This is a genomic window from Bdellovibrio sp. SKB1291214, assembly GCF_002209355.2.
In the GTDB taxonomy this organism is placed as follows: Bacteria; Bdellovibrionota; Bdellovibrionia; order Bdellovibrionales; family Bdellovibrionaceae; genus Bdellovibrio.
The window spans coordinates 2,087,870-2,108,879 of sequence record NZ_CP106855.1 but is presented as its reverse complement, the minus strand read 5'-3'; the positions used below and the strand labels follow the sequence as shown (position 1 = coordinate 2,108,879).

The following is a 21,010-nucleotide window of genomic DNA, read 5'->3' as shown; positions in this document are numbered from 1 at the left end:
CCCCACTTAACTAAACAAAAGAGGGATTAATGAGCACCGATGCTTTGAAGCAAGAGCTTTTCACTGTCGCTCCAGAAAAACGCAAGTCCGCAATTCGCCAAGACAGAACATCTTTTGAATCAAACACCTGTAAAATGGTATTCAATGATTTTGAGTGCGATGTTTTAAACGTCAATCCATTTGGCTGTTCTGTTCTTATGCCAGAAGCTAACGGTTTTGCATTTCGTTCTGCTTTTGGTGTGCACAATACTCCTGTCGCCACATTATCTTTTAACGGATTTAAATCTCAAGATATCAAGCTTCGTTGGATTGATGATGAAACGTTCGATAGCGATAGCGGCCAGCAAAAACTCCTGACGGTTTTCGAAGTGGTCGGTGAACCCATCCAGATTCAAAAAATTCAGACGCTACAAGCGACGACCACCATTATTCAAAACCAAACTGAATATGCCATGGCGTTAGCCGAGCTTCCTGCAGAGCTTAAAAGTATTGTTTATGAAATGAGAGACTGGCTGGGAAAAATGAAGGCCCAAGTGGATGCGTTAGAGGCTAACACTCCTAAAGACAGTCTTAAAGAAGCTCAAGAGTATCGTCAAACAATCGCGGAAAACCTAGCGAAATACCTGGGGCAGGCCCTGCCCTATGCTTATTCAAAAATTCCTGCTTTGCTGGCGGGTCTTTCTGACAGCCAACTCAAGTGGGTTACAAAGTTTATGCGAGAGCAAATCGGTGACTACGTATATGGGGCCCCGTTTGCCGCAAGAGCCTACTACAAACCTCGTGGTTACGCTGGTGATTATGAAATGATGAATCACCTCTATCGCAATGAATTGGTCGGAAAAACATTGTTTGATCAATGCATGCACAAATATTTCATCGACGAACCTGCGGGGGCGGCCGTAAAAAATCGCGGTACATATCTGGTTGAAAAAATCAGCGATATCGTCCGTGAAGCCCCCGCTACTCAAACAATGAAAATCTTGTCCATCGCTAGCGGTCCCGCGATGGAACAGCAGATTTTCTTACAAAGCAAAACTGAATTCCACGGTCGCCCTTTGGAATTCACTTGTTTGGATCAAGACGAAGAGTCTTTAAAGCATGCTCAACGCCAGTTGCTCTCCATCGAGCGTTCCACGAATTCCGGTTACAACTTCCATTTCAATAACATGGCTATTAAGAATTTGATTGCGGGTGGCTGCCCAGATCAAGGCTATGACCTCATATACTCGGCTGGGTTATTTGACTATTTTACAGAGCAAATTGCCCAATTGGCTGCAAAACAAATGGTGGCCGCAGTTAAACCTGGGGGACATGTCATCATTGGAAATTTCAGCAAAACAAACCCTTGTGTGCCTTTTATGGAACTGGTACTAGACTGGCATTTAATTTATAGATCAGAAGAAGACCTTCTGCGTATCTTTGACGGTATTGGATCACAAATCTGGATCGAGAAAGAACCGCTGGGCGTAAATCTGTTCGTCGTTATTAAAAAATAAGGACTTGAGTGTTTGATACAGTGATCACCTCCTCGCAGATGCGCGAGTTTGAGGTGAATGCGGAAATTAGTGCGGTATTCAAGGTCATCTCTAACTGGATGGCCATACCGCTCTATTTGGTTTTCTGGCTTGCCGACTGCATCTATGCTCCTGCATTAAAGTGGGAGTTTTTAGCACTGCGATTAACCATCATCCCTGTCTGTATAATTGCTAAAAAAATTCTAGATCACGAACGATCGGCTGAATCTGCACAATGGGTTGCTGCCATTTTTGGTGGCCTGGTGGCTTTACCAATCAATGTGATGATTGGTCTGTTGCCTGAAGTCACGACAACTTATTACGCAGGTTTAAATCTGGTCGCATTGGGGGGCCTGTCGTTTCTGCCCTTCACCCTTCCTTTTTTTCTGCTGACTGCGGGCCTCATATTTATTCCTTATTATGCCATCGTCATTTACGGAGCGCATTCCACGAAGGACTGGCTGGGTATTTTGATTAATACCTTTTTTATCACTGGAACTATTCTGATTTGCTATTTGATACGCTTTTTCCATGAAAGAATGCGACTGCGTGAAATACACAGCCGTATGGCCTTAAAAACCGAAATAGTAAATCGCGATAATATCATCAAAAGAAAAACTGCAGAGGCTGTACGTTTAAACTCTCTGAAAACCCAATTTAGCCCACGAACAGCCCAGGCAATTTATGACGGTCATATGGACCATGAAAAAAGCATTCGTCAGTTAAAGATTTGTGCCGTCATGATCGACATCGTCGATTCGGATCAACACGTATTACGCTTAGACTATCGCAAAGTTGACAACGTGCTTGCGCGCTTCATGGATACGGTTCTTTCGATATTTTTAAAATACGATCTGACCATCGATAAGTTTCAGGGTGATGGAATTTTGGCGTTTTCAAACGATTCCGATCATGCTGATGATTTCATCCAAAAAACTTGCCTGGCAGCTTTAGATGTTCGCCAGGCCTTGTTGCTGGATTCTGAATTCTATCAATTCAACTGGCGTAAAAAAATGCAAGTACGCATTGGTATCTCGGCTGGTGAAGCGAACGTGGGATTTTACGGTGATCAAAAATACTTTCGATCCTATACGGCGATCGGAATTCCACTGCGCTTATCGACTCGCTTGGCGTCTCTGGCGCGGCCAGAACAAATCATTCTTGATTCCACCGTGGCAAAAATTTTGGAGACAGATGGCTTTGAAATCGAAAAACTTGGAAAGCTTTTCTTAAAAGGCTTTGAGCACGCAGAGCAAGATTTGTTTGAGTTGGTCAATGCTCCGGAATGCATGATGTTTGATTCAGAACACTGCCCTTCTTGCCAGAAGTCCTACTTACAAATCAGCACCAATGAACACGGTCACTATTTGCTGTCTTGCAGTCTGTGCAATTACGAAAAGACAGAACTTGCCACTTCTGAATAGTTTCAGTCAAAAAAAACCCACAGCTTTAAACTGTGGGTTTTAGTTTTAGCTTTTTACTATTCAGCGACTAAAGACCGCGGATGAGGTTCAATGCTGAACCAGCGCGGAACCATTTAAGTTGTTCTGCGTTGTATGTGTGCTTCGCTTCGATTGTTTCAGTCGAACCGTCAGCGTGCTTCAAGATCATTTTCACGTTTTTGCCTGGAGCAAGATCTTTAAGATCTACCAGGGAAACTTTGTCCGCTTCTTGAACTTTGTCGTAGTCTTTTGGATTTACGAAAGTCAGAGCCAACACACCTTGTTTTTTCAAGTTCGTTTCATGGATACGTGCGAATGACTTCGTGATAACTGCTGTTGCGCCAAGATGTCTTGGGCACATCGCTGCGTGCTCACGAGAAGAACCTTCACCATAGTTTTCATCACCAACGATGATCCAACCCTTGCCCGCTTTTTGGTAGTTACGTGCGATTTGCGCGAACTCGATACCAGTTTCGCCAGTCAATTGGTTCTTACCTTTACCGATTTCACCTGTGAATGCATTGTCTGCACCCAACAACATGTTGTTAGAGATGTTGTCCAAGTGACCACGGTAGTTCAACCATTTACCACCCGGAGAGATATGATCCGTTGTACATTTGCCTTTTGCTTTCGCAAGAACCAAATTATCAACGAAGTCATTGCCGTCCCACTTAGTGAATGGAGAAAGAAGTTGCAAACGATCTGAAGAAGGATTCACCGCAACTTGTGCCGTAGCACCAGCTGGTTTTTGGTAACCTTCCGTATCCGCGATGAAACCTTTAGCAGGCAACTCTGGAGCCACTGGAGCTTGCAATTTGATGGTTCCTTTTGGACCAACCAATTCGTCTGTCGCAGGATTGAAATCCAAACGGCCTGCAAGGCCCAAAGCCATTACGATTTCCGGAGAAGCGATGAAGGCCAAAGTTTCTGGGTTCGCGTCGTTACGTGCGCGGAAGTTACGGTTGAAAGAAGTGACGATTGTATTTTTCTCGCCAGACTTCATGTCGTCACGTCTCCATTGACCGATACAAGGACCGCAAGCATTTGCTAGGACCGTCGCGCCAACTTCGTTAAATGTTGCCATTTGGCCGTCACGTTCAATCGTGTTTTGGATTTGTGTTGAACCAGGGGAAACCAAGAACGGAGATTCCATTTTCACGCCAACTTCCATAGCTTGTTTTGCTACGAAAGCAGCTCTGCCGATATCTTCGTAAGAAGAATTTGTGCAAGAACCGATCAAGGCTGAAGAAATCTTAACTGTGTAACCTTTCTCAGCCACTTCTTTTTTAAGTGCAGAGATAGGACGAGCCAAGTCTGGAGTATGAGGACCCACTAGGTGTGGCTCTAAAGCAGACAAGTCGATTTCGTAAACTTCGTCGAAGTATTTACCTGGATTTGCAACAACGTCAGCATCAGCAGACAAAAGATCTTTGTGAGCATCAGCAACTGCAGCCAACTCGTGACGGCCTGTTGATTTCAAGTAAGCAGCCATGCGCTCGTCGTATGGGAATACAGAGCACGTTGCACCAAGTTCAGCACCCATGTTTGTGATCGTAGCTTTACCAGTACAAGAAATTGAAGAAGTCCCTTCACCGAAGTACTCAACAACTTTATCCGTACCACCTTTAACAGTTAGCATTCCGCAAAGTTTCAAGATCACGTCTTTAGCTGAAGCCCAACCGCCCAATTTACCTTTAAGGTGAACACCGATCAATTTTGGATTTTTAACTTCCCATGGAAGGCCCACCATCACGTCAGAAGCGTCAGAACCACCAACACCCACAGCACACATACCCAAACCACCCGCGTTCGGAGTGTGAGAGTCTGTACCGATCATCAAGCCGCCTGGGAAAGCATAGTTTTCAAGGATGACTTGATGGATGATCCCAGCGCCTGGTTTCCAGAAGCCGATATTGTAACGAGAAGAAGCTGTTGCCAAGAAGTCGTAAACTTCCTTGTTCGTTGCGTTTGCAACAGTCATGTCGGCGCCAGCGCCTTTGTAAGCTTGGATCAAGTGATCGCAGTGTACAGTTGAAGGAACTGCTGCTTCATCTTTACCTGCAAGCATGAATTGCAACAAAGCCATTTGAGCTGTCGCATCTTGCATTGCTACACGGTCTGGTCTCAAAAGTAGGAAGCTTTCGCCACGCACTAGCTCTTGATTTTGTGGGTCGTCCAAGTGACCAAAAAGAATTTTCTCTCCAAGAGTCAAAGGACGGTTCAAGCGTTTACCAACAACTGCGATACGTTCAGCTGTCTTCTTGTAAACGTTCTGCACCATTTCCGGTGTAGTTTCGATTTTAGAAGCCATTGTAATTGCCTTTCTGTAAAGAACGCCACATCCTAATGAAAATCAGTTGAAAACTCAACGAGTTGAGCAAGTTGTCACGAGGCATAATTTTGAATCCGCATGTCTTCAAAAACATCGTCATCCTTACTGGCGCCGGCATTTCCGCCGAGTCAGGCATTCGCACATTTCGCGATCAAGACGGCCTTTGGGAAAATCATCGCATCGAAGATGTCGCTACTCCCGAAGCCTTTCATCGCAATCCTGAACTGGTGCAGCGCTTTTACAACGCGAGACGTGCTCAACTGAAAGATCCTACTGTTCAACCTAATGCCGCTCATTTAGCTCTGGCAGAGTTAGAACACGCTTGGGAAGGGCAATTCCTGCTGGTCACGCAAAATGTCGACAATCTGCATCGAAAAGCGGGTTCGCAAAATCTTCTGCACATGCATGGCAAGCTTGATCAAATACGCTGCCTATCCTGCGAAGAAACGATCGTATGGACTGAGGATTTAGAAGTAAATGAGAGTTGCCCTCAATGCGGAATCAAAGGCGCCTTAAGACCGGATATCGTGTGGTTTGGTGAAATGCCTCACCATATGGACGAAATTTATCACGCTTTAGAAAATGCTGATTATTTTATTTCGATCGGCACCAGTGGGAATGTCTATCCTGCTGCGGGTTTTGTGCAGCTTGCTTGGAAGGCTCGCAAGATCGAAATCAATGTTAAAGACACGGAGATCTCGCGAGCCTTCCAGGAACATCTGATCGGACCGGCCTCTGTCGAGGTTCCCAAGCTCGTTCGAAAAATTCTGGGAGAATAAAGCCTCTGACAGTCGAAATGTACGACTTAATTAAGACGTGTTGTCGATGAACTTTGTGTTTGTTGATCACGTCGCTGCGGAGCTGGGGCGAGCTTACAGCTCACAGGGATTTCTGTATAAGTTTGGCCCGCGAATGTTGTCACTGTGTTCACGGTGGCGCTTAAACGGCCGTTGCTATCAGCAGCCGTTGAGCTGAATGTGATGCCAAACTCAAATGGCGAATCCTCTGCCAAGGTCAATCCAGAAATAAGATCAGATGCTTTTGTGGTTGCGGAAATTTCGGTGACAGAAGTTGCCAGCTCCGCATGACCAATTTGTTTAATAGGCTGGTTGGAATCGTTCAGCGTATAGGTATCTGCAGCCAAGTGATTGCTGTTGTTTCTCTGTAGCAAAAATTTAAAACCCACCTTCACTGTTGGCAACGAGGAACTCTGCGTATCTGCGGCGGGAGTATAAATGCATTTTAACACTTCGTTCGCCTCCCCTGCAGGCTGTCTAAGAGATTGTTGTTCCTGGGCACCGATAGCAGCAACAGCGGCCATGGATACGAGCGAAAACAATACGGCGTTCAATATTCTTTCCATAGTTCTATCCTCACAGGCTTTACTCACAGTCAGTTGTGAGTTCATAGACCGAGAATACCTGCGCAACATTGAATGAATGTGGAGAGACTAAAAAAGATTATTTCAAAAATCGAAAGAGTGTTTTCTTGATTTGATGACTTATCGAGGACTTAGGTTTGATTTAGCATTTGGTAGCAGAACTAAGCTTTTAAGACTTTTGGGCTAGATGGGGATGACAGCAGGAAAGGTTCGACACCTTGAGCGAATTTTTCCGGGTGACATCCCCGAGAGCCTTTCCTGCCTAATTGGTTTACCAAGCTGAATAGCAGCGGGCCTCTGTGATCACTTGATCACTATCGCGAACCATATACAAGCAGCTCGTTTCAGACATGTGCAGTTGCACGCGAGTGTATGGGATTACATCGCCATTGATATTCACGATTTGTGACGGCATGGCTTCAACTGCCAAAAGTTTTGGAAGATTGCACAACTCATCAAAGCTCATTTCTTCACGAGCAGCCACTGTGTTAATCGCATTCAACATACGGTCTTTTTTGTATGTCGCGCACATATTAGTACCAGCGAAAGCCGCCGTTGAAAGAACCATCGTCAAAGCAAAAGCAAAGATACGCATGAGAGACTCCTTTATTTATATGCGGCGCAAACTACCCGCGGCTCCATTCGGACACAACGTGAAGTGGGAATTTCGACGAAAACGAAAGCTCAGTGAGAACCAAACCCTTCGCCATCACATACAACGCAGTGCCATCTAAAAAACGCGAGTTCGCAAGGACCTTTTTGATGGTTGACTGGGGCGGGGTGCGCGATAGGCTTTCTGGCATGATTAAAATTGCGCTGCTTTTGACTCAGTTTTTGTTTGCGACTTCGAATGCTCACAACGTTAATGGTGAGTATGTTAAGGCCTGTCACTTGATGGATGATGATTCATTGATTACGAAGCTTTCAATCAAAGATTCTGCCTGGAAATTTTCACATGTGGCTTACGAAGACGATGCCTGCACAAAGGCTTACTTAGTTTATGAACTTCAGTACAAAGTAAAGTCTGCTGATCGTGAGCTTGATATGACGATGGTGCAAGCAGCTTACACAAGCTTGACTGACACCGTGACCGAGTCCCTCAACATGATTAACTGGTGTGGATTTTCTGATTGGAAAACCAATCAACCCAAAACAGTAAGTGGTCAAGTTTGTGATGAGTATAAAGCCCCTGCAGAGGGTGAGATCTTATACACGAGCTATCAAGTGAAGGCGCAAACTCCCCTGAATATTTTTATGGGAACAGCCAGCAGCGGCCTTGATGGAACGACTCCAAAAACGCGATACCAGCTCACTGAAAGACTTCCTTTTCTTCAAAAGTAGTCAATTTCAAGGCTGACATCTGTACGTATCATATTGATACGGATCACTGACCTCATATATTAAAAACGGGTAACACTGACGTGATATCAATAGGTTACCTCGTATTGTGATTAAAGATACTTACGAAACGCCGATAAGTACTTCATGGAACAACCCCGAACGTATTTGAAGTCATTGTTCTCACGATTATTCGTCGTCACGACATTGCCTGTTTTTATAGCAGGATGTTCGATTGAGTTGTCTCTTGAAGAATTAACGACAAGAGCTGCTTCCTCATTGGCTTGGGATCAAAATGCCCTTCAATCCACTGGAGATCTGCAAGCTCAATGGGCGGCCCCGACGAATGAAAAAATCGTTCAACAAGAACTGCTCTATTATAAAGGTGCGACTTGTGACGATCCCATTTTGCCAACAATTCAATTAGGTGCAGACGCTAGCAATAACACGGCATCTTTTACCAAAGACGAAGGCGAAACTTATACCTACCGAGTTTTTTCGATGGATATGACAGGTAAAGTTGTTCCTTCTGATTGCTCCGCTCCCGTGGTCTATCAGGATTCTTTCGCGGTTGCGACCTCGGCTGGTGGAGGAAAAATCAACGAAGCCAACGTAGCGACAGCACCGTTTTTTGGTCGTTGTGCTCAAGGTTCGACTGTTCAAGTTTCAGCTCCATCCTCAGCAAATGTGGCAACATTCACTTGTGCTTCAAGCGGCAATTGGTCCCGTGCAATTGATTTAAGTTCAGTTGCGGGTGTTTATGCGGGCGACTTAACTTTTACCGTGACACCTTCAGGTGGTGGAACAGCAAAATCATACACAGTAACAATTGATAAAGACTCCGTGCCACCAAAGATTGATATTCCCTCAGCTTCTAATATCACCGCGTCCAATCAAGCTGCTTATACTGTTACTGGGACATGCTCCGAAAATGGTGAATCCGTTGCGATTACAATTGGTACTATTAATACGACAGCTACTTGTTCAGCGGGTGCATTTTCTCGCACGGTGGACGTGACTAGTTTAACCGGGAATACAATTTCGCTCTCGGCAACTCACAAAGACACCTACGACAACACTCGCTCAAAATTCGTTATTGTTTCTCGCTATGTCACAGTTCCCACAATTACCTCTGTGGCACTTAATGCAGGAGCGGCAACTACAAGTTCCCTGACAGCAACTTTGAACATGAGTGTATCTGGTGCAACTCAAATGTACATTACCAACACTGCCGGCTGTGCATCCGGTGGTGCTTGGGAAACATATGCGGCGACAAAATCATGGACGTTGCCTTCTGCTAACGCGACAAACACGGTCTATGTAAAATTTAAAGAAAGCCATGATAACGAAACGGCCTGTGTAAGTGATGATATCTTACACGACAACTCGAATCCGACGATTTCAATCACTTCTCCACTGGCGAGTTCTTATGTCAATGGCGCCAATGTAGCGGCATTTACGATCAGCGGTACTTGCTCTGAAAACGGTCGATCCATCACGATCACAGGTCCAAGCAGCTTTACTTCGACTACGACTTGCTCCGGCACTTCATTCAATGCCATTCTTGATTTAACTTCATTAGCTCAGGGCAGCTTTCAACTTGGTGCTTCTATTAATGATGCTGCTGGAAATACGGGCTCTGCAACCTCTCCTTCTTATACCAAAGATACGGTCGTTCCTACGGGAACTGTCTCTATCAACGGTGGGGCTGCAAGCACTACGAATCTGACAACTACGCTGACACTCACTTCCTCAGATACGGGTGGTCAGATGTATGTAACAAACACGTCAGGTTGTACAAGTGGTGGCGCCTGGGAAACTTTTGCCGCATCTAAATCGTGGAGTTTGGCGACTGCCGACGCGACGAACACGGTCTATTCTAAATTTAAAGACGCTGCGGGAAATGAATCGAGCTGTTATTCAGACACGATTGTTCACACTTCGACGACTCCGACTGTCACTATCGCCTCTCCTGCTTCGGGCTCTTATATTAATATTGCGAATTCCACATCATTTACAATTTCAGGAGCTTGCTCTGAAAATGGACAGCCGGTGGATATTACCGTTACAGGATTAACAGTAACTTCTCCTACTTGTACTGCGGGTGCTTGGAGCAAATCGATTGACGTGTCAACTTTAGCGGATGCCTCGATTACATTTACGGTGAATCATAGCAGCTCTGGTGGAATCGCGGCCACGGCAGCTTCGCAAAGCTATACGAAAGATACTGTGGCTCCGACAGTGACAACTTTCGTAATTAAAAATGACGATGCTTATACAAATCAACTTGGTAACACTCTGACGATTGCCTCTGCCACATCGACGGAGATGTACATCACTAACAATGCACTTTGTTTGACTGGCGGTACTTGGGAAACATACGCGACTTCCCAAGTTTGGTGGCTTGCAACAGCTGATGCCTATAACACGGTTTATTTTAAAACTCGTGATATCGCTGGCAATGAATCAAACTGCGTTTCTGATTCAATCACTCATGATGGTTCCGTAGCTAACGTTGCTTGGGTTTCACCAGCGTCGATGTCTTATATTAATATTGCCAACAACGCAGCTTTTGAAGTTTCAGGGACGTGCTCGATTGATGGCCGCCCCGTTTCTGTCGCTGTTTACAACGGCGCGACCTACCAAAATATTACCAACACGCCGACATGTACATCTGGCGCATGGACGACGACGTTTGATCTTTCTGCCAAAGCCGATGCGACATACACCCTGCGCGCAACACATACTTCTTTAGGTGGCAGTACCGTCACTCAAAATCGCTCGTTCATTAAAGATACTGTTGCTCCAGGCGCTGCCACGATATCAGGAGCACCCACTGGCACCAACGCGACTTCCACATTGAATATCACAGTTGCAGGAACGGGAATCGCCCAATACCGATACTTCATTGTTCCTCCAGGAGGAACGGAAGTTTGTACGAACACGGCGGCGTACGCGGGTTCTGATATTGCGGTCGCCACAAAAATCACGGATTCACTGACTGGAACAGGCGATGGAGCTTATAAAGTCTGCGTAATCGGTCGCGAAACATCAGGTAACTATTCAACAACGACAACTCAAGCGACTTGGACTCGTGATGCAACCGGCCCAATTCCACAACTTGTGACATCGACAACTGCGGATGGAACATATGCGGCTGGAACGGTTGTGAACGTCAGAGTAACTTTCAATGAAAACGTCACGGTTACGGGCACGCCTTACATCACTCTGGCAACGGGTTCTACGACCCGCAATGCCACTTATTCTAGCGGAACTGGCACGACGAATATTAATTTCAGTTATACCGTCGTCTCGGGTGATTCATCATCTGACTTAGATTACACATCCGCTGCTACTATCGTACTTAGTGGCGGTACAATGCGGGACTCGTTAACAAATGCAGCGACTTTAAGTTTGCCGGCGGCTGGTTCAGCGAACTCCTTATCTGGACAAAAAAATATCGTGATCAATGCGCCGTTGCCGGTGGCGGTTTTAGCGGGCGTGCCTGCGAATCCATCCTCGGCATCTAACCTCAGTGTGACGGTCAGCGGAACAGGTGTGACTCAGTATAAAAGAGCCATCATCACTTCTGGGACTTGCGATACTGCCACCTACTCGGCTGCCACTGCGATTGCAACGACTATCACTGCTTCTGTTACTTCCTACGCTAACTCCTTCGTCACACTTTGTGTGCTGGGTGGTGATGCAAGCGGCAGTTTCCAAAGCGCCACAGCAGCGACAAGTTACACTTGGTTCCAGGACGGCTTGCTGGCCGTGAATATTACGTCTAGCAACATGAACCGAGTCAACGAAGGCACTTTAAGTCAGAAATTTACAATAGGCATGCCATCGGCCAAACCTTACGATGTTGTGGTTAATTATATGGTGACCGGGGACGCCGTTCAGGGAGTGAATCATGATCTAGCCAACGGTTCAGTCACGATCCCAACAGGCACTACTTCGGTTGATGTGGCAGTTAATTTCCTGAGCAACGCCACTGCAGATGGTGAACGTGTACTCAACGTGCATCTAACCAAGACCGATCGTGATCTCGTTTACTTGGGCACCGCTTATCAGGCGCAGTTCTATATTGCAGACGATGAGAAAAATCTTACCACGAATCATGTTGCCTTGGGACGCACACATAGCTGTGCCTTAATGAGCGATAATTCAGTTCGCTGTTGGGGTCATAACACCTATGGCGGTATCGGTGATGGTACGACCAAGTTCAAAGACACAGCGGTTACCGTTGCAAGCGGCACTTCCTTTAAAAGCGTCGCAGTCGGTCTGGATCACAGTTGCGCGGTCACCACAGGCGGAGATCTATACTGCTGGGGTCGTAATGCCAACAACCAACTTGGTGACAATACAACGACCCAAAGAACGTCCCCGGTCCTCGTTGACTCAGGTGTTGCGTATTCAATGGTCAGCGCAGGCGAATCTCACTCGTGCGGTATCACCAGCACCAATAAACTTCGTTGCTGGGGTCTGGGAGATATGGGCCAAATCGGTCAAGGAACAACGGCAAATCAAGCTGTTCCGTTAGAGATTGATGGAACCAACAGCTATCAATTCGTAGCAGCGGGTTCTAAAACAACTTGTGCAATTACCACGGCTAACAAACTTCGTTGCTGGGGCCGCAACACATACAACAACTTAGGCGACGGTACGACGACGAATGCGTCAACTCCAATTGCAATCGATGCTGCTGCTGACTACTCTTTTGTTTCTGTTGGTTCACATCACACTTGCGGTCTTTTGACTTCTGGAGGCTTGCGCTGTTGGGGTGACAACACCTTCGGTCAAATTGGTGACAGTTCTAACACGGCTCGCACCATTCCGGTGGATGTCAATTCGGGCACAACATATCTTTCTGTTGCTGTGAACGATGAAACAACGGGCACATCCGGCCGCGGTGTCACTTGTGCTGTGACTTCTGCAAATGTTCTTCAATGCTGGGGTAACAATTCGGTTTACCAATTGGCGGATGGAACGACGACAAACCGAAATGCACCGGTGACTGCGGACAGCGGTACGAGTTATTCAAAAGCTTACACTGCTGGTGTGCGCGCATGTGGTGTCACGACAGCAGGTGCATTGAAATGTTGGGGTAACTTGAACTACGACTCAACACGGAACTTGGTATTGTTCGGTGCGGGTTTAGGGAATGTCTATGCGACTTACGCAAGCTTTACTGAGCAACTTAAAGGTTGGACTTTCAGTTCGATAGCATGGGGAACATCCTCTTCTGACGGCACAAATCAAACTTGTGGAATTCAATCCAACAAGCTTTATTGCTGGGGTTCTCAATCGGTATTCGGCGACAAGACAACGACGGCTGTTCGTCGCCCTGGCCCGGTGTTGATCGATCCAGACACAAACTACAGTAAGCTTGCCAACCGCCACGATTCAATGTCGAACTGTGCAATTACTACGACGGGCGATTTGAAATGCTGGGGGCAAAATAATAACCATGTCTTTGGTTCGGCGGTTGCCAATGGTGCGTATGTATATGTGCCGACAAGTGTTGATCCCGGCGTTCAATATTCCGAAGTAAGTACAAGCGGTAACTCGACTTGTGGAGTGACGACTGCAGGCGTCCTACGATGTGTGGGCTATAATGGCTGGGGAAACCTGGGAGATGGAACTACGACTGAAATTGCAAGCTTCACGGACATTGATACTGGAACGAGCTATAAGTATGTTGAAAAATCCGCTTATACTACGTGCGGTATTACCTCTACTGACGCACTTAAATGCTGGGGTCATAACTTAAGTGGCTCTATCGGTGATGGCACAACGACAAGCTCATCGACTCCCGTTTTAGTGGATGCAGGCACCACTTATAAAAAGATCACTCTTAACGGTACTACTTGCGGAATTACATCGGCTGACGTCTTAAAGTGTTGGGGTAATAATTTGAACCGCCTTGTAGGTAACAATAGCGGAACTAACGTCTTATCTCCGCTGGTGATTGATGGCGGAGCAACCTATAAGGACATCAATATAGGGTTCATCAACACTTGTGGCGTTAAAATGGATGGCACACTTCGATGCTGGGGAGATCCTGCAATTTGGGGGACAACTTCTCCAACAGAAACCAGTGGCTCAACGCTTTATGGCTCCCCATTTACAGCCGACACAGGAGTCACATATTCAAGCGTCCAAGTGGGTTCGTATTTGATCTGCGGTACAACAACGGGTGGCATCTTTAAATGCTCTGGTAGATCGGTCGGCAAAAACCTAGCGATAGTGGATGCAGGCCCGAGTGCTGCGGCGGTTACTTCCGCTTCACCGACGAATGCACCGGTGTATCTGCAAAAATGGTTAAACTACTAAAATAAAAAAGGCGCCATGGTTGGCGCCTCGTTCAGAGGGACCAGTGATGGTCCCTTTTTATTTTTCCTCTTTCGAGGAGATCAACTCGCTGATTACTTTCTTCGCTCGGTCGATGTTTTGTTTCATCGTGGCTTTTTCTTTGATGCTTCCGAGCATTTCCTCTGGCGCGAAAGTCATGGTTTGGAAAATCTCAAATGTCTTGGTGATTTCATCCCCATGATCTCGGCGAAGGCTTGGTGGAATTTGCGTCATCAAATCCTCGATTTTTTGAGAAGCACCCGCTTCTCCCGCCACCTGACCCATCACCATATAAAAGATGTTGGTCATTTCGGCACCGACTTTACGGTAGTCGTCTTTACTTAACGCCTGATCAACCAACTTATAACGTTTGCTGACTTGCTCTTTCAAAGTTCTGCGTCTGCGGCCCCAGCCGAATTCACGTTGCGCCTTAACCAGCAAAGAAATAATCACGCCCGCATAAATGATCATCCATAACCATGGACGAGCCATCACGCTTGCTTGATGTGAGGGCTGCCAAGCCATAATTACGTCAGGCAGTTTATTTTCAATAATCTTAGGTGCAGCCGGAGTTTGGTTGCCAGACATTCTTTGTGAAGAACCCACAGGCGCATTCGGATTATTTATGATTTTTAAATTAATAGGCTCTGTTTTTTTCGTATAGTATTTACCAGACTTTGGATCAAACATGCTAACGCTTAGGCCTGGGAAAACCACATCGCCCTCTTGACGTGGGATCAACAGAATTTCGAATTCCTTATAACTGCGACCATTTTTAAAAAATTTAGAATCTGATTTTGTATCATACTGTTCAAGTCCCGTTGGCAAGGTCATCGCTGGCAAATCGATGAGTTTTGCATTGCCGGCACCTTCAAAACGTACTTTCAAACTTAAGGGTTGATTGACAGGAAAGCTGGTTCCCTCAACAGAAGAGTGAACATCGAACTGCCCCACGGCACCTGAAAAATCCGTGGGACGCCCCTCGACCGGCAAAGGCTTTACTTTGATGGGCACAGCCGCAGAGCTTTTTGTGTATTCGTAGGGTTTAGCCATCATACCCAACTGATTCAAAGTACGAACGCGGGATTTTATTTTGTAAGAGTCAATCGTCGCAGTCCCTGCTTTGATCGGGAACAGCGCATGAGAAGCAAGAAGGGCTTTTTTCCAAGGAATGCCACCAACATTTGCTTCATAGAATTGAATGCTTGGAACTTCCTCGATAATTTCTTTCCAGAAACCACGAAGATCTGGAAACTTTAAACGATCTAACGTTTCCATCTGACCGCGGGTATAAATGTACCAGTTCACAGTCACTTGTTCGCCTTCGTAAACTTCCGTTTTATCTACCTCCACACCGATAAAAAAAGCATCGTTGGGATTTGTTGGCAGACTGCGGAATGCAGGGTTATCAATGGCACTGGAAGAGTTCGGACCAAATTGTTCATCCGGCATACCAGCACCTTGCTGTTGCATCTGCTGCAGCAAACGCTGGCGTTGCTGTAAGAGCTGATTAAACATTTCCTCTTCGGCACGGTCCATGGACTCAAACGGATCTTCGCCCATACCAGGCATGCCCGGCATCTGTGGCATCGAAGGTCGACGAGGCTGCTGCATTTGTCTGCGGCCCCCACCATTACCACTGCCGGTTGCACCAACTTTAATAATGATCGGTTGAGTCCTAAATACTTTGCCGCTTACCACGACTTCGAATGAGGACACACTTAAGGTACCTTGGCGTTTCGGAGCCAATGTATAATTGTACTCTTTACGACGTTGCGTTTCGAACTGCATGCCACCAGGACCAGGAACAAGCTTTTGCGCCACAGCAGTAGAACTGGAAGTGTTTAAAAGTTCAAAACCATCAAGTTCAGGAATACGCGGCTCTTGAATGTCCACATCCTCGGAAGAAACAGCAGAAACTGTCACAGTGAAAGTGTCACCCAGCCCCATTTCATTGCGATCAACCACAGCATTCACTGTCGTCCCCGCAGCGTTGGCAATGGCTGCATTTAAAATAAAACTTAGAAAGATTAGAAAACTACCAATCTTTGTCACGAGGCTGCTCCTTCGTTTCTTTACGATTATAGTCAGCACGAATTTTACTTTCCTGCTGCTTAATCTCTCCCAGGATTTTCTTCACGTCCCCTTCGGAAAGTTCTTTACCGGCAAATGGACGAGGCTTGTACTTAGGAGAATTGGAGTACTGTTTGTCCTGCTTTTGGTCTTTGCCGTCTTTTCCGTCCTGGTCTTTTTGATCTTGTTTTTGGTCTTTGTCGCCCTTTTGATCTTTGTTCTGCTGTTGCTGATTGCCCTGATTACCTTGTTGATCTTTTTGATCCTTGTTTTCGCCCTGGCCTCCGCCCTGTTGCGACTGAATCAAAAGTTCAATATTGGTTTTAGCTTCCTTACTGGCAGGAACGATCTCCAAGGCTTGTTGGTATTTAGCAATGGCCTCATCAACCTTTTTAGCTTTTCCTAAAAGTTGGGCTTCGTTAAATCGGGCCACAAACATCATCTCGCGATCTTGAGTCGCTTCGGCAAGTCTTCCCGATTCCGCATAGGCCTGCTGAGCTTTCTCGGCTTGCTGCAAACCTTCAAATGAAAGTCCTAAGTTAGAATGCACACGTGCTAAAAAAGGATTGTAGCGTAAAGCTTCGATGTATTTTTCGTTGGCCGCTTGAAAGCTTTGTTTCTGCAAAAGGGCATTTCCCTCACGGTTAACCGCCAGGGTTTTTAGATGAGGTTGATCCCCGCATCCCGTCAGCATCAACAAAACAGAAGATATAATTAATTTCTTCATTCCGCTGGTACCTCAAAGCGGCCCTTCCAAAAACGGAAGCCGCGACGTCTTTCACCTATGAACATCTCGAACATCGCTATGATGATTCCGATCATAAGTAAAATCTGAAAACGCTCTTCGTATTGAGTCGCCATCGTTGTATCGAACTGTGTTTTTTCCAGATTATTGATATCTTCAACTAAATGTTTAATCTGATCACCGCCGACAGTGGCTGTATAAAAACTGCCTTTACCGGCCTCGGCCAAGGCACGAAGCACGTCACCTTTGACGGTCGTAATAACTGTCTGCCCGCTGCGATCTTTTTTATAGCCCTTTAGGAAACCCATGCCATCACGCACCGGAATCGCTCCACCTTTTTCTGTGCCATAAGCCACAGTAAAAATGCGTGTACCATCATCAGCCAATTTCTTAGCAGCTTCTAAAGCACCTTGCTCTTGATCTTCACCATCCGAGGCGATCAAGATCACGCGAGTGACCTTGACGGTGTCATCAGTTGAAACACCACCCCGTTCGAAAGCTTCTTTAGCATTGGCTAACAAATCTTGAAAATTTGTACCTTGAGTTGATACGGAGTTTGTATCCAAGGCATCAATATACATTTTTACAGCGCCAGGATCATTTGTCAGAGGAGATAACAATGCCGAGGTCCCAGCAAATGCCATAACACCGATTTTATTTCCAGGCATTTGATCGACCAGCCGGCTTAATTCTGTTTTAGCTTGCGTCAATCGATTTGGTTTTACGTCCTCTGACATCATACTTTCAGAGACGTCGACGGCGAAAATGATTTCAACACCTTCGCTTTTTACTTCTTGTTTGCTTTGACCAAACTGAGGACGAGCCAACGCCAACACGAAAAAAAAGACCGCAATCACTTGCAGGATCGTTTTTATCGCACGTTTTTTGTGGCTAACGGAACTGGAAAGGAACGGATACAGCCTTGAACCTATAGCTGCTTCCATGGATTTTTTTGACCTGCGATCAAAGAAATAGCCAACGATGATGATCGCTGGAATCACCCACAGATAGTTAAAGGCTGCCATGTTTTCAAATCTAAACATTATGGCACCCTCCTTAACCATGTACGACCTAATAACAAACCGATTAAATACAGAATCAGACCGGCCACAAGATATGGCGGATATTTTTCGGTATAGTTCGTAAATTTGTTCACGTCGATTTTTGTTTTTTCTAACGAGTCAATATCCTTAAAGACACCTTTTAACGAGTCTTCCTTAGAAGCACGATAGTACTTACCACCGGTTTGACTTGCCATACGACCTAAAAGGTCCTCATTGACTGTGGAATCAAAAGGCTGATAAGTTTTAACTTTCTGACCAAAGATATCGCGCGTGTAAATCGGAATACGGGTTGGGCCATCTTTACCGATACCAATGGAGTAAATTTTTATTCCATAACCCTTGGCAATTTCAAGACCGGTTTCGGGATCGATGGTTCCCGAGTTATTCTCCCCGTCCGTCATAAAGATAACCACACGGCTTTTTGCTTGTGAATCTTTCAGGCGACCGGCAGCATTTGCAAGCGCCACACCCAACGCGGTACCATCTTTGATACGCGCGCTGGCCGCCGTTGTAATTTCATCCACGCGGGACAGAATCAATTGATAATCCAATGTTGGAGGAACCAAGGTGAAGGATTCTCCAGCAAAGATCACCAAACCGATACGGTCAGAACTGCGGCCACCGATAAATTGCTTAATCGTTTCTTTAGCCGCTTCCAGACGATTCAAGGGCCTCATGTCTTCGATCAACATAGAATCTGAAATATCAAGAGCGATAACTATATCAATCCCCTCGACATTTTTCTTAATTTTCGTATTCATTTCCTGAGGACGAGCTAAAGCAAAAATAGCCAGCGCGATTCCTAAAGCTTTAAGAATTAAAGGAACATTAAGTAAACGCGTGCGCAAGCTCGGCGTCACTGTTTTTAGAATTTGAATAGTACCGAACTGCAAGGTCGGAGTTTTAGATTTTTTTCTCCATAAAACCCAGATCACCACAGCTATCAAGGGCAGAATCAACCAAAATGCTAATGGAGAATGAATTGTCATGACAATCTCTCCATTTCTTCAACCAAAAGACGCGCACGTTTAGATAGGTTCAAAACGTCAGAACCCGTGATCTTGGCTCGATCCTCAGAAGCATGCAAAAACTCTTTCACCAGCTTTTCAAGCTCGATGCCGGTTTCTTGGTACACTTTTGGATGATACTTTTTAAGATCCTTTAGGATCAAACGCGGACTCCACTCAAGCGCCGGAATTTTATAACGACGAGTGATGTAAAGTTTCAACATATGTCGGGTTTCATCCAATGCTAAAGGAATGTCCTCTTGTTTCGGATTGCCTCCAAAGAACACTGTGTTCGTACGCTGCATCCGACGGAATCTTTGATGAAACTCCGCCAGTGGTGACAAAGCGGAATCATGTTCTTTCAAGCGTTCGATAATTTTCTTACGTTGAATCGAGCGGAAGATCTTAGTCATAACAACTAAAATAAACAAACCAACGACGCCTGCTAAAATCGCCCAGTACATCATTGGCACTGGAATATTCATGGGACCAATGGGACCAAAGGGCTCTTGTTTAGGAGCTTGCTCCCCTGGTTTTCCAGACGGCGGCGGAGGTGGAGGCAAAACACTGACTAACTGGTACTGGACCTGTCCCAAATCTAAAGTTTCAGTTCCATCAGTCAGTTGCAGGTTGTCGAATTTAACCTGGGGCCCGGCGGTATAGGAAGTGACTTTGATATCAGCTTGAGTTGGCGAGCGGAACTCAAACCCCAATAAATGGATCGAGTATTTCGCTTCAGGTGGCAGAACGAATTGAAGTTTATCTTGTTGCAAAGTTTTTGGAAACTCTCCATCGCAGACAAGCATAAACTCACGGCCTACCGTGAGTTCATTATCGTTCAGTCCTGCGACGTGTGGAATTTCAACTTTACACTGATAAGATGCCATTATTTTCTCTTCTTAAAAAACGCCACAAGAGGATCTACGAAATCATTGCTGGATTTTACATCCACACGATCCACTTGCGATTTGCGAAGCAGCTTATCGCGAGACTCTTTACGCTTTAGAACTGCTTGCTCATATTCTTTTCTAAAACCTGCAGAGGACGTGTCGACAGTTAATACTTCGCCACTTTCTGCATCCTGCACTTCAATCACTCCCATACTTGGCAATGAATATTCGGCAGCATCGTTCACCACACAAGCCACAACGTCATGCTTTCTGCCCAGCAGGCGTAAGCTTTGATCAAAGCCCTCGTCCATAAAATCGCTGAACACGAAAATGGTCGCACGCTTTTTCAACGCCCCTTGCAGAAAACTAAAGCCGTTAGAAAGTTTCGTTTTGTGACTTTTAGGTTTGAAATAATACAGATCCCGCAGCAAACGTTGCACGTGCCCACGGCCTTTTTTCGGCGGAACAAAGTGTTCGACCTGATCACTAAATAACAACAATCCAATTTGGTCGTTGTTTTTCACTGCAGAAAACGCCAGCAAGGCTGCCATATGAGTCATCACTTCACCTTTAAAGTAAGGTCCCGTTCCGAAATCACTGGAGCCACTGATATCGACTGCGATAATCAGGGTCAGCTCACGCTCTTCTTCAAATGTTTTAATAAAAGTTTTTCCTGTGCGCGCCGTCAGCGGCCAGGAAATCGAGCGCACGTCGTCGCCCGGAACATACTCACGGAAGTCCGCAAAGGTCATACCTTGCCCTTTGAAGGCGGTATGGTATTCGCCTGCAAAAAGGTTGTTCACAAGTTTTCTTGTGTTCAACTCTAAAAGTTTGACCTTTTTTAGGACCTCTGGAGGCAATCCCATC

The 21,010-nt window shown here is 45.8% G+C and carries 14 protein-coding genes; 5 read left to right on the top strand and 9 right to left on the bottom strand.

The window, feature by feature from the left end; genetic code table 11:
- The first annotated feature begins 29 nt into the window (after window positions 1–29).
- Together B9G69_RS10455 and B9G69_RS10450 are read left to right on the top strand one after the other, a co-directional pair.
- The gene (locus B9G69_RS10455; RefSeq protein ID WP_088615096.1) at window positions 30–1,496 is read left to right on the top strand and encodes a class I SAM-dependent methyltransferase; all 1,467 of its coding nucleotides are present in this window, start codon (window positions 30–32) and stop codon (window positions 1,494–1,496) included.
- Window positions 1,497–1,504: 8 nt separating this feature from the next.
- Window positions 1,505–2,938, top strand: a complete 1,434-nt coding sequence (locus B9G69_RS10450; protein ID WP_265437725.1) for an adenylate/guanylate cyclase domain-containing protein — start codon at window positions 1,505–1,507, stop codon at window positions 2,936–2,938.
- Between the two features lie 67 nt (window positions 2,939–3,005).
- Here the strand turns inward: B9G69_RS10450 and B9G69_RS10445 are convergent, their stop codons facing one another.
- Window positions 3,006–5,267: an aconitate hydratase gene (locus B9G69_RS10445; protein WP_088615097.1), complete on the bottom strand. Its 2,262-nt coding sequence runs from the start codon at window positions 5,265–5,267 to the stop codon at window positions 3,006–3,008.
- An 89-nt stretch (window positions 5,268–5,356) separates the two neighbouring features.
- Between B9G69_RS10445 and cobB the strand changes: the two genes are divergently transcribed.
- Complete coding sequence (gene cobB / locus B9G69_RS10440; protein ID WP_088615098.1) at window positions 5,357–6,067, top strand: Sir2 family NAD+-dependent deacetylase; 711 nt, start codon at window positions 5,357–5,359, stop codon at window positions 6,065–6,067.
- Between the two features lie 26 nt (window positions 6,068–6,093).
- Here cobB and B9G69_RS10435 read toward each other — a convergent pair whose 3' ends face one another.
- Both B9G69_RS10435 and B9G69_RS10430 read right to left on the bottom strand, forming a co-directional pair.
- Window positions 6,094–6,651 carry a hypothetical protein gene (locus tag B9G69_RS10435; RefSeq protein WP_141096902.1) on the bottom strand — a complete coding sequence of 186 codons (558 nt, stop codon included), beginning with the start codon at window positions 6,649–6,651 and terminating at the stop codon, window positions 6,094–6,096.
- 289 nt (window positions 6,652–6,940) lie between these two features.
- Window positions 6,941–7,264 (bottom strand): hypothetical protein, encoded by a 324-nt coding sequence (locus B9G69_RS10430; protein WP_088615100.1) that lies wholly within the window; start codon window positions 7,262–7,264, stop codon window positions 6,941–6,943.
- 92 nt (window positions 7,265–7,356) lie between these two features.
- Here B9G69_RS10430 and B9G69_RS10425 point away from each other — a divergent pair, with 92 nt between their 5' ends.
- A complete protein-coding gene (locus B9G69_RS10425) occupies window positions 7,357–8,010 on the top strand; it encodes a hypothetical protein (protein ID WP_141096903.1) in 654 nt (217 codons plus the stop codon).
- 144 nt (window positions 8,011–8,154) lie between these two features.
- Complete coding sequence (locus B9G69_RS10420) at window positions 8,155–14,346, top strand: hypothetical protein (RefSeq protein WP_265437724.1); 6,192 nt, start codon at window positions 8,155–8,157, stop codon at window positions 14,344–14,346.
- 57 nt (window positions 14,347–14,403) lie between these two features.
- On the opposite strand, the gene B9G69_RS10415 is transcribed toward B9G69_RS10420, so the two are convergent.
- The 6 genes from B9G69_RS10415 to B9G69_RS10390 are packed head-to-tail and all read right to left on the bottom strand — an operon-like array spanning window position 14,404 to window position 21,009.
- Entirely contained in the window at window positions 14,404–16,419 is a 2,016-nt protein-coding gene (locus B9G69_RS10415; RefSeq protein ID WP_265437723.1) for a BatD family protein, read from the bottom strand.
- A complete protein-coding gene (locus tag B9G69_RS10410) occupies window positions 16,403–17,164 on the bottom strand; it encodes a hypothetical protein (protein ID WP_254916836.1) in 762 nt (253 codons plus the stop codon). Before B9G69_RS10410 ends, B9G69_RS10415 begins: the two co-directional genes overlap by 17 nt.
- Window positions 17,161–18,225: a vWA domain-containing protein gene (locus tag B9G69_RS10405; RefSeq protein WP_088615104.1), complete on the bottom strand. Its 1,065-nt coding sequence runs from the start codon at window positions 18,223–18,225 to the stop codon at window positions 17,161–17,163. Before B9G69_RS10405 ends, B9G69_RS10410 begins: the two co-directional genes overlap by 4 nt.
- A complete protein-coding gene (locus B9G69_RS10400) occupies window positions 18,225–19,235 on the bottom strand; it encodes a vWA domain-containing protein (protein ID WP_088615105.1) in 1,011 nt (336 codons plus the stop codon). The genes B9G69_RS10405 and B9G69_RS10400 overlap by 1 nt, the downstream gene beginning before the upstream one ends.
- Window positions 19,232–20,140 carry a hypothetical protein gene (locus B9G69_RS10395; protein ID WP_088615106.1) on the bottom strand — a complete coding sequence of 303 codons (909 nt, stop codon included), beginning with the start codon at window positions 20,138–20,140 and terminating at the stop codon, window positions 19,232–19,234. Before B9G69_RS10395 ends, B9G69_RS10400 begins: the two co-directional genes overlap by 4 nt.
- Window positions 20,140–21,009 (bottom strand): DUF58 domain-containing protein, encoded by an 870-nt coding sequence (locus tag B9G69_RS10390; RefSeq protein ID WP_088615107.1) that lies wholly within the window; start codon window positions 21,007–21,009, stop codon window positions 20,140–20,142. Before B9G69_RS10390 ends, B9G69_RS10395 begins: the two co-directional genes overlap by 1 nt.
- Window position 21,010 lies beyond the last annotated feature (1 nt).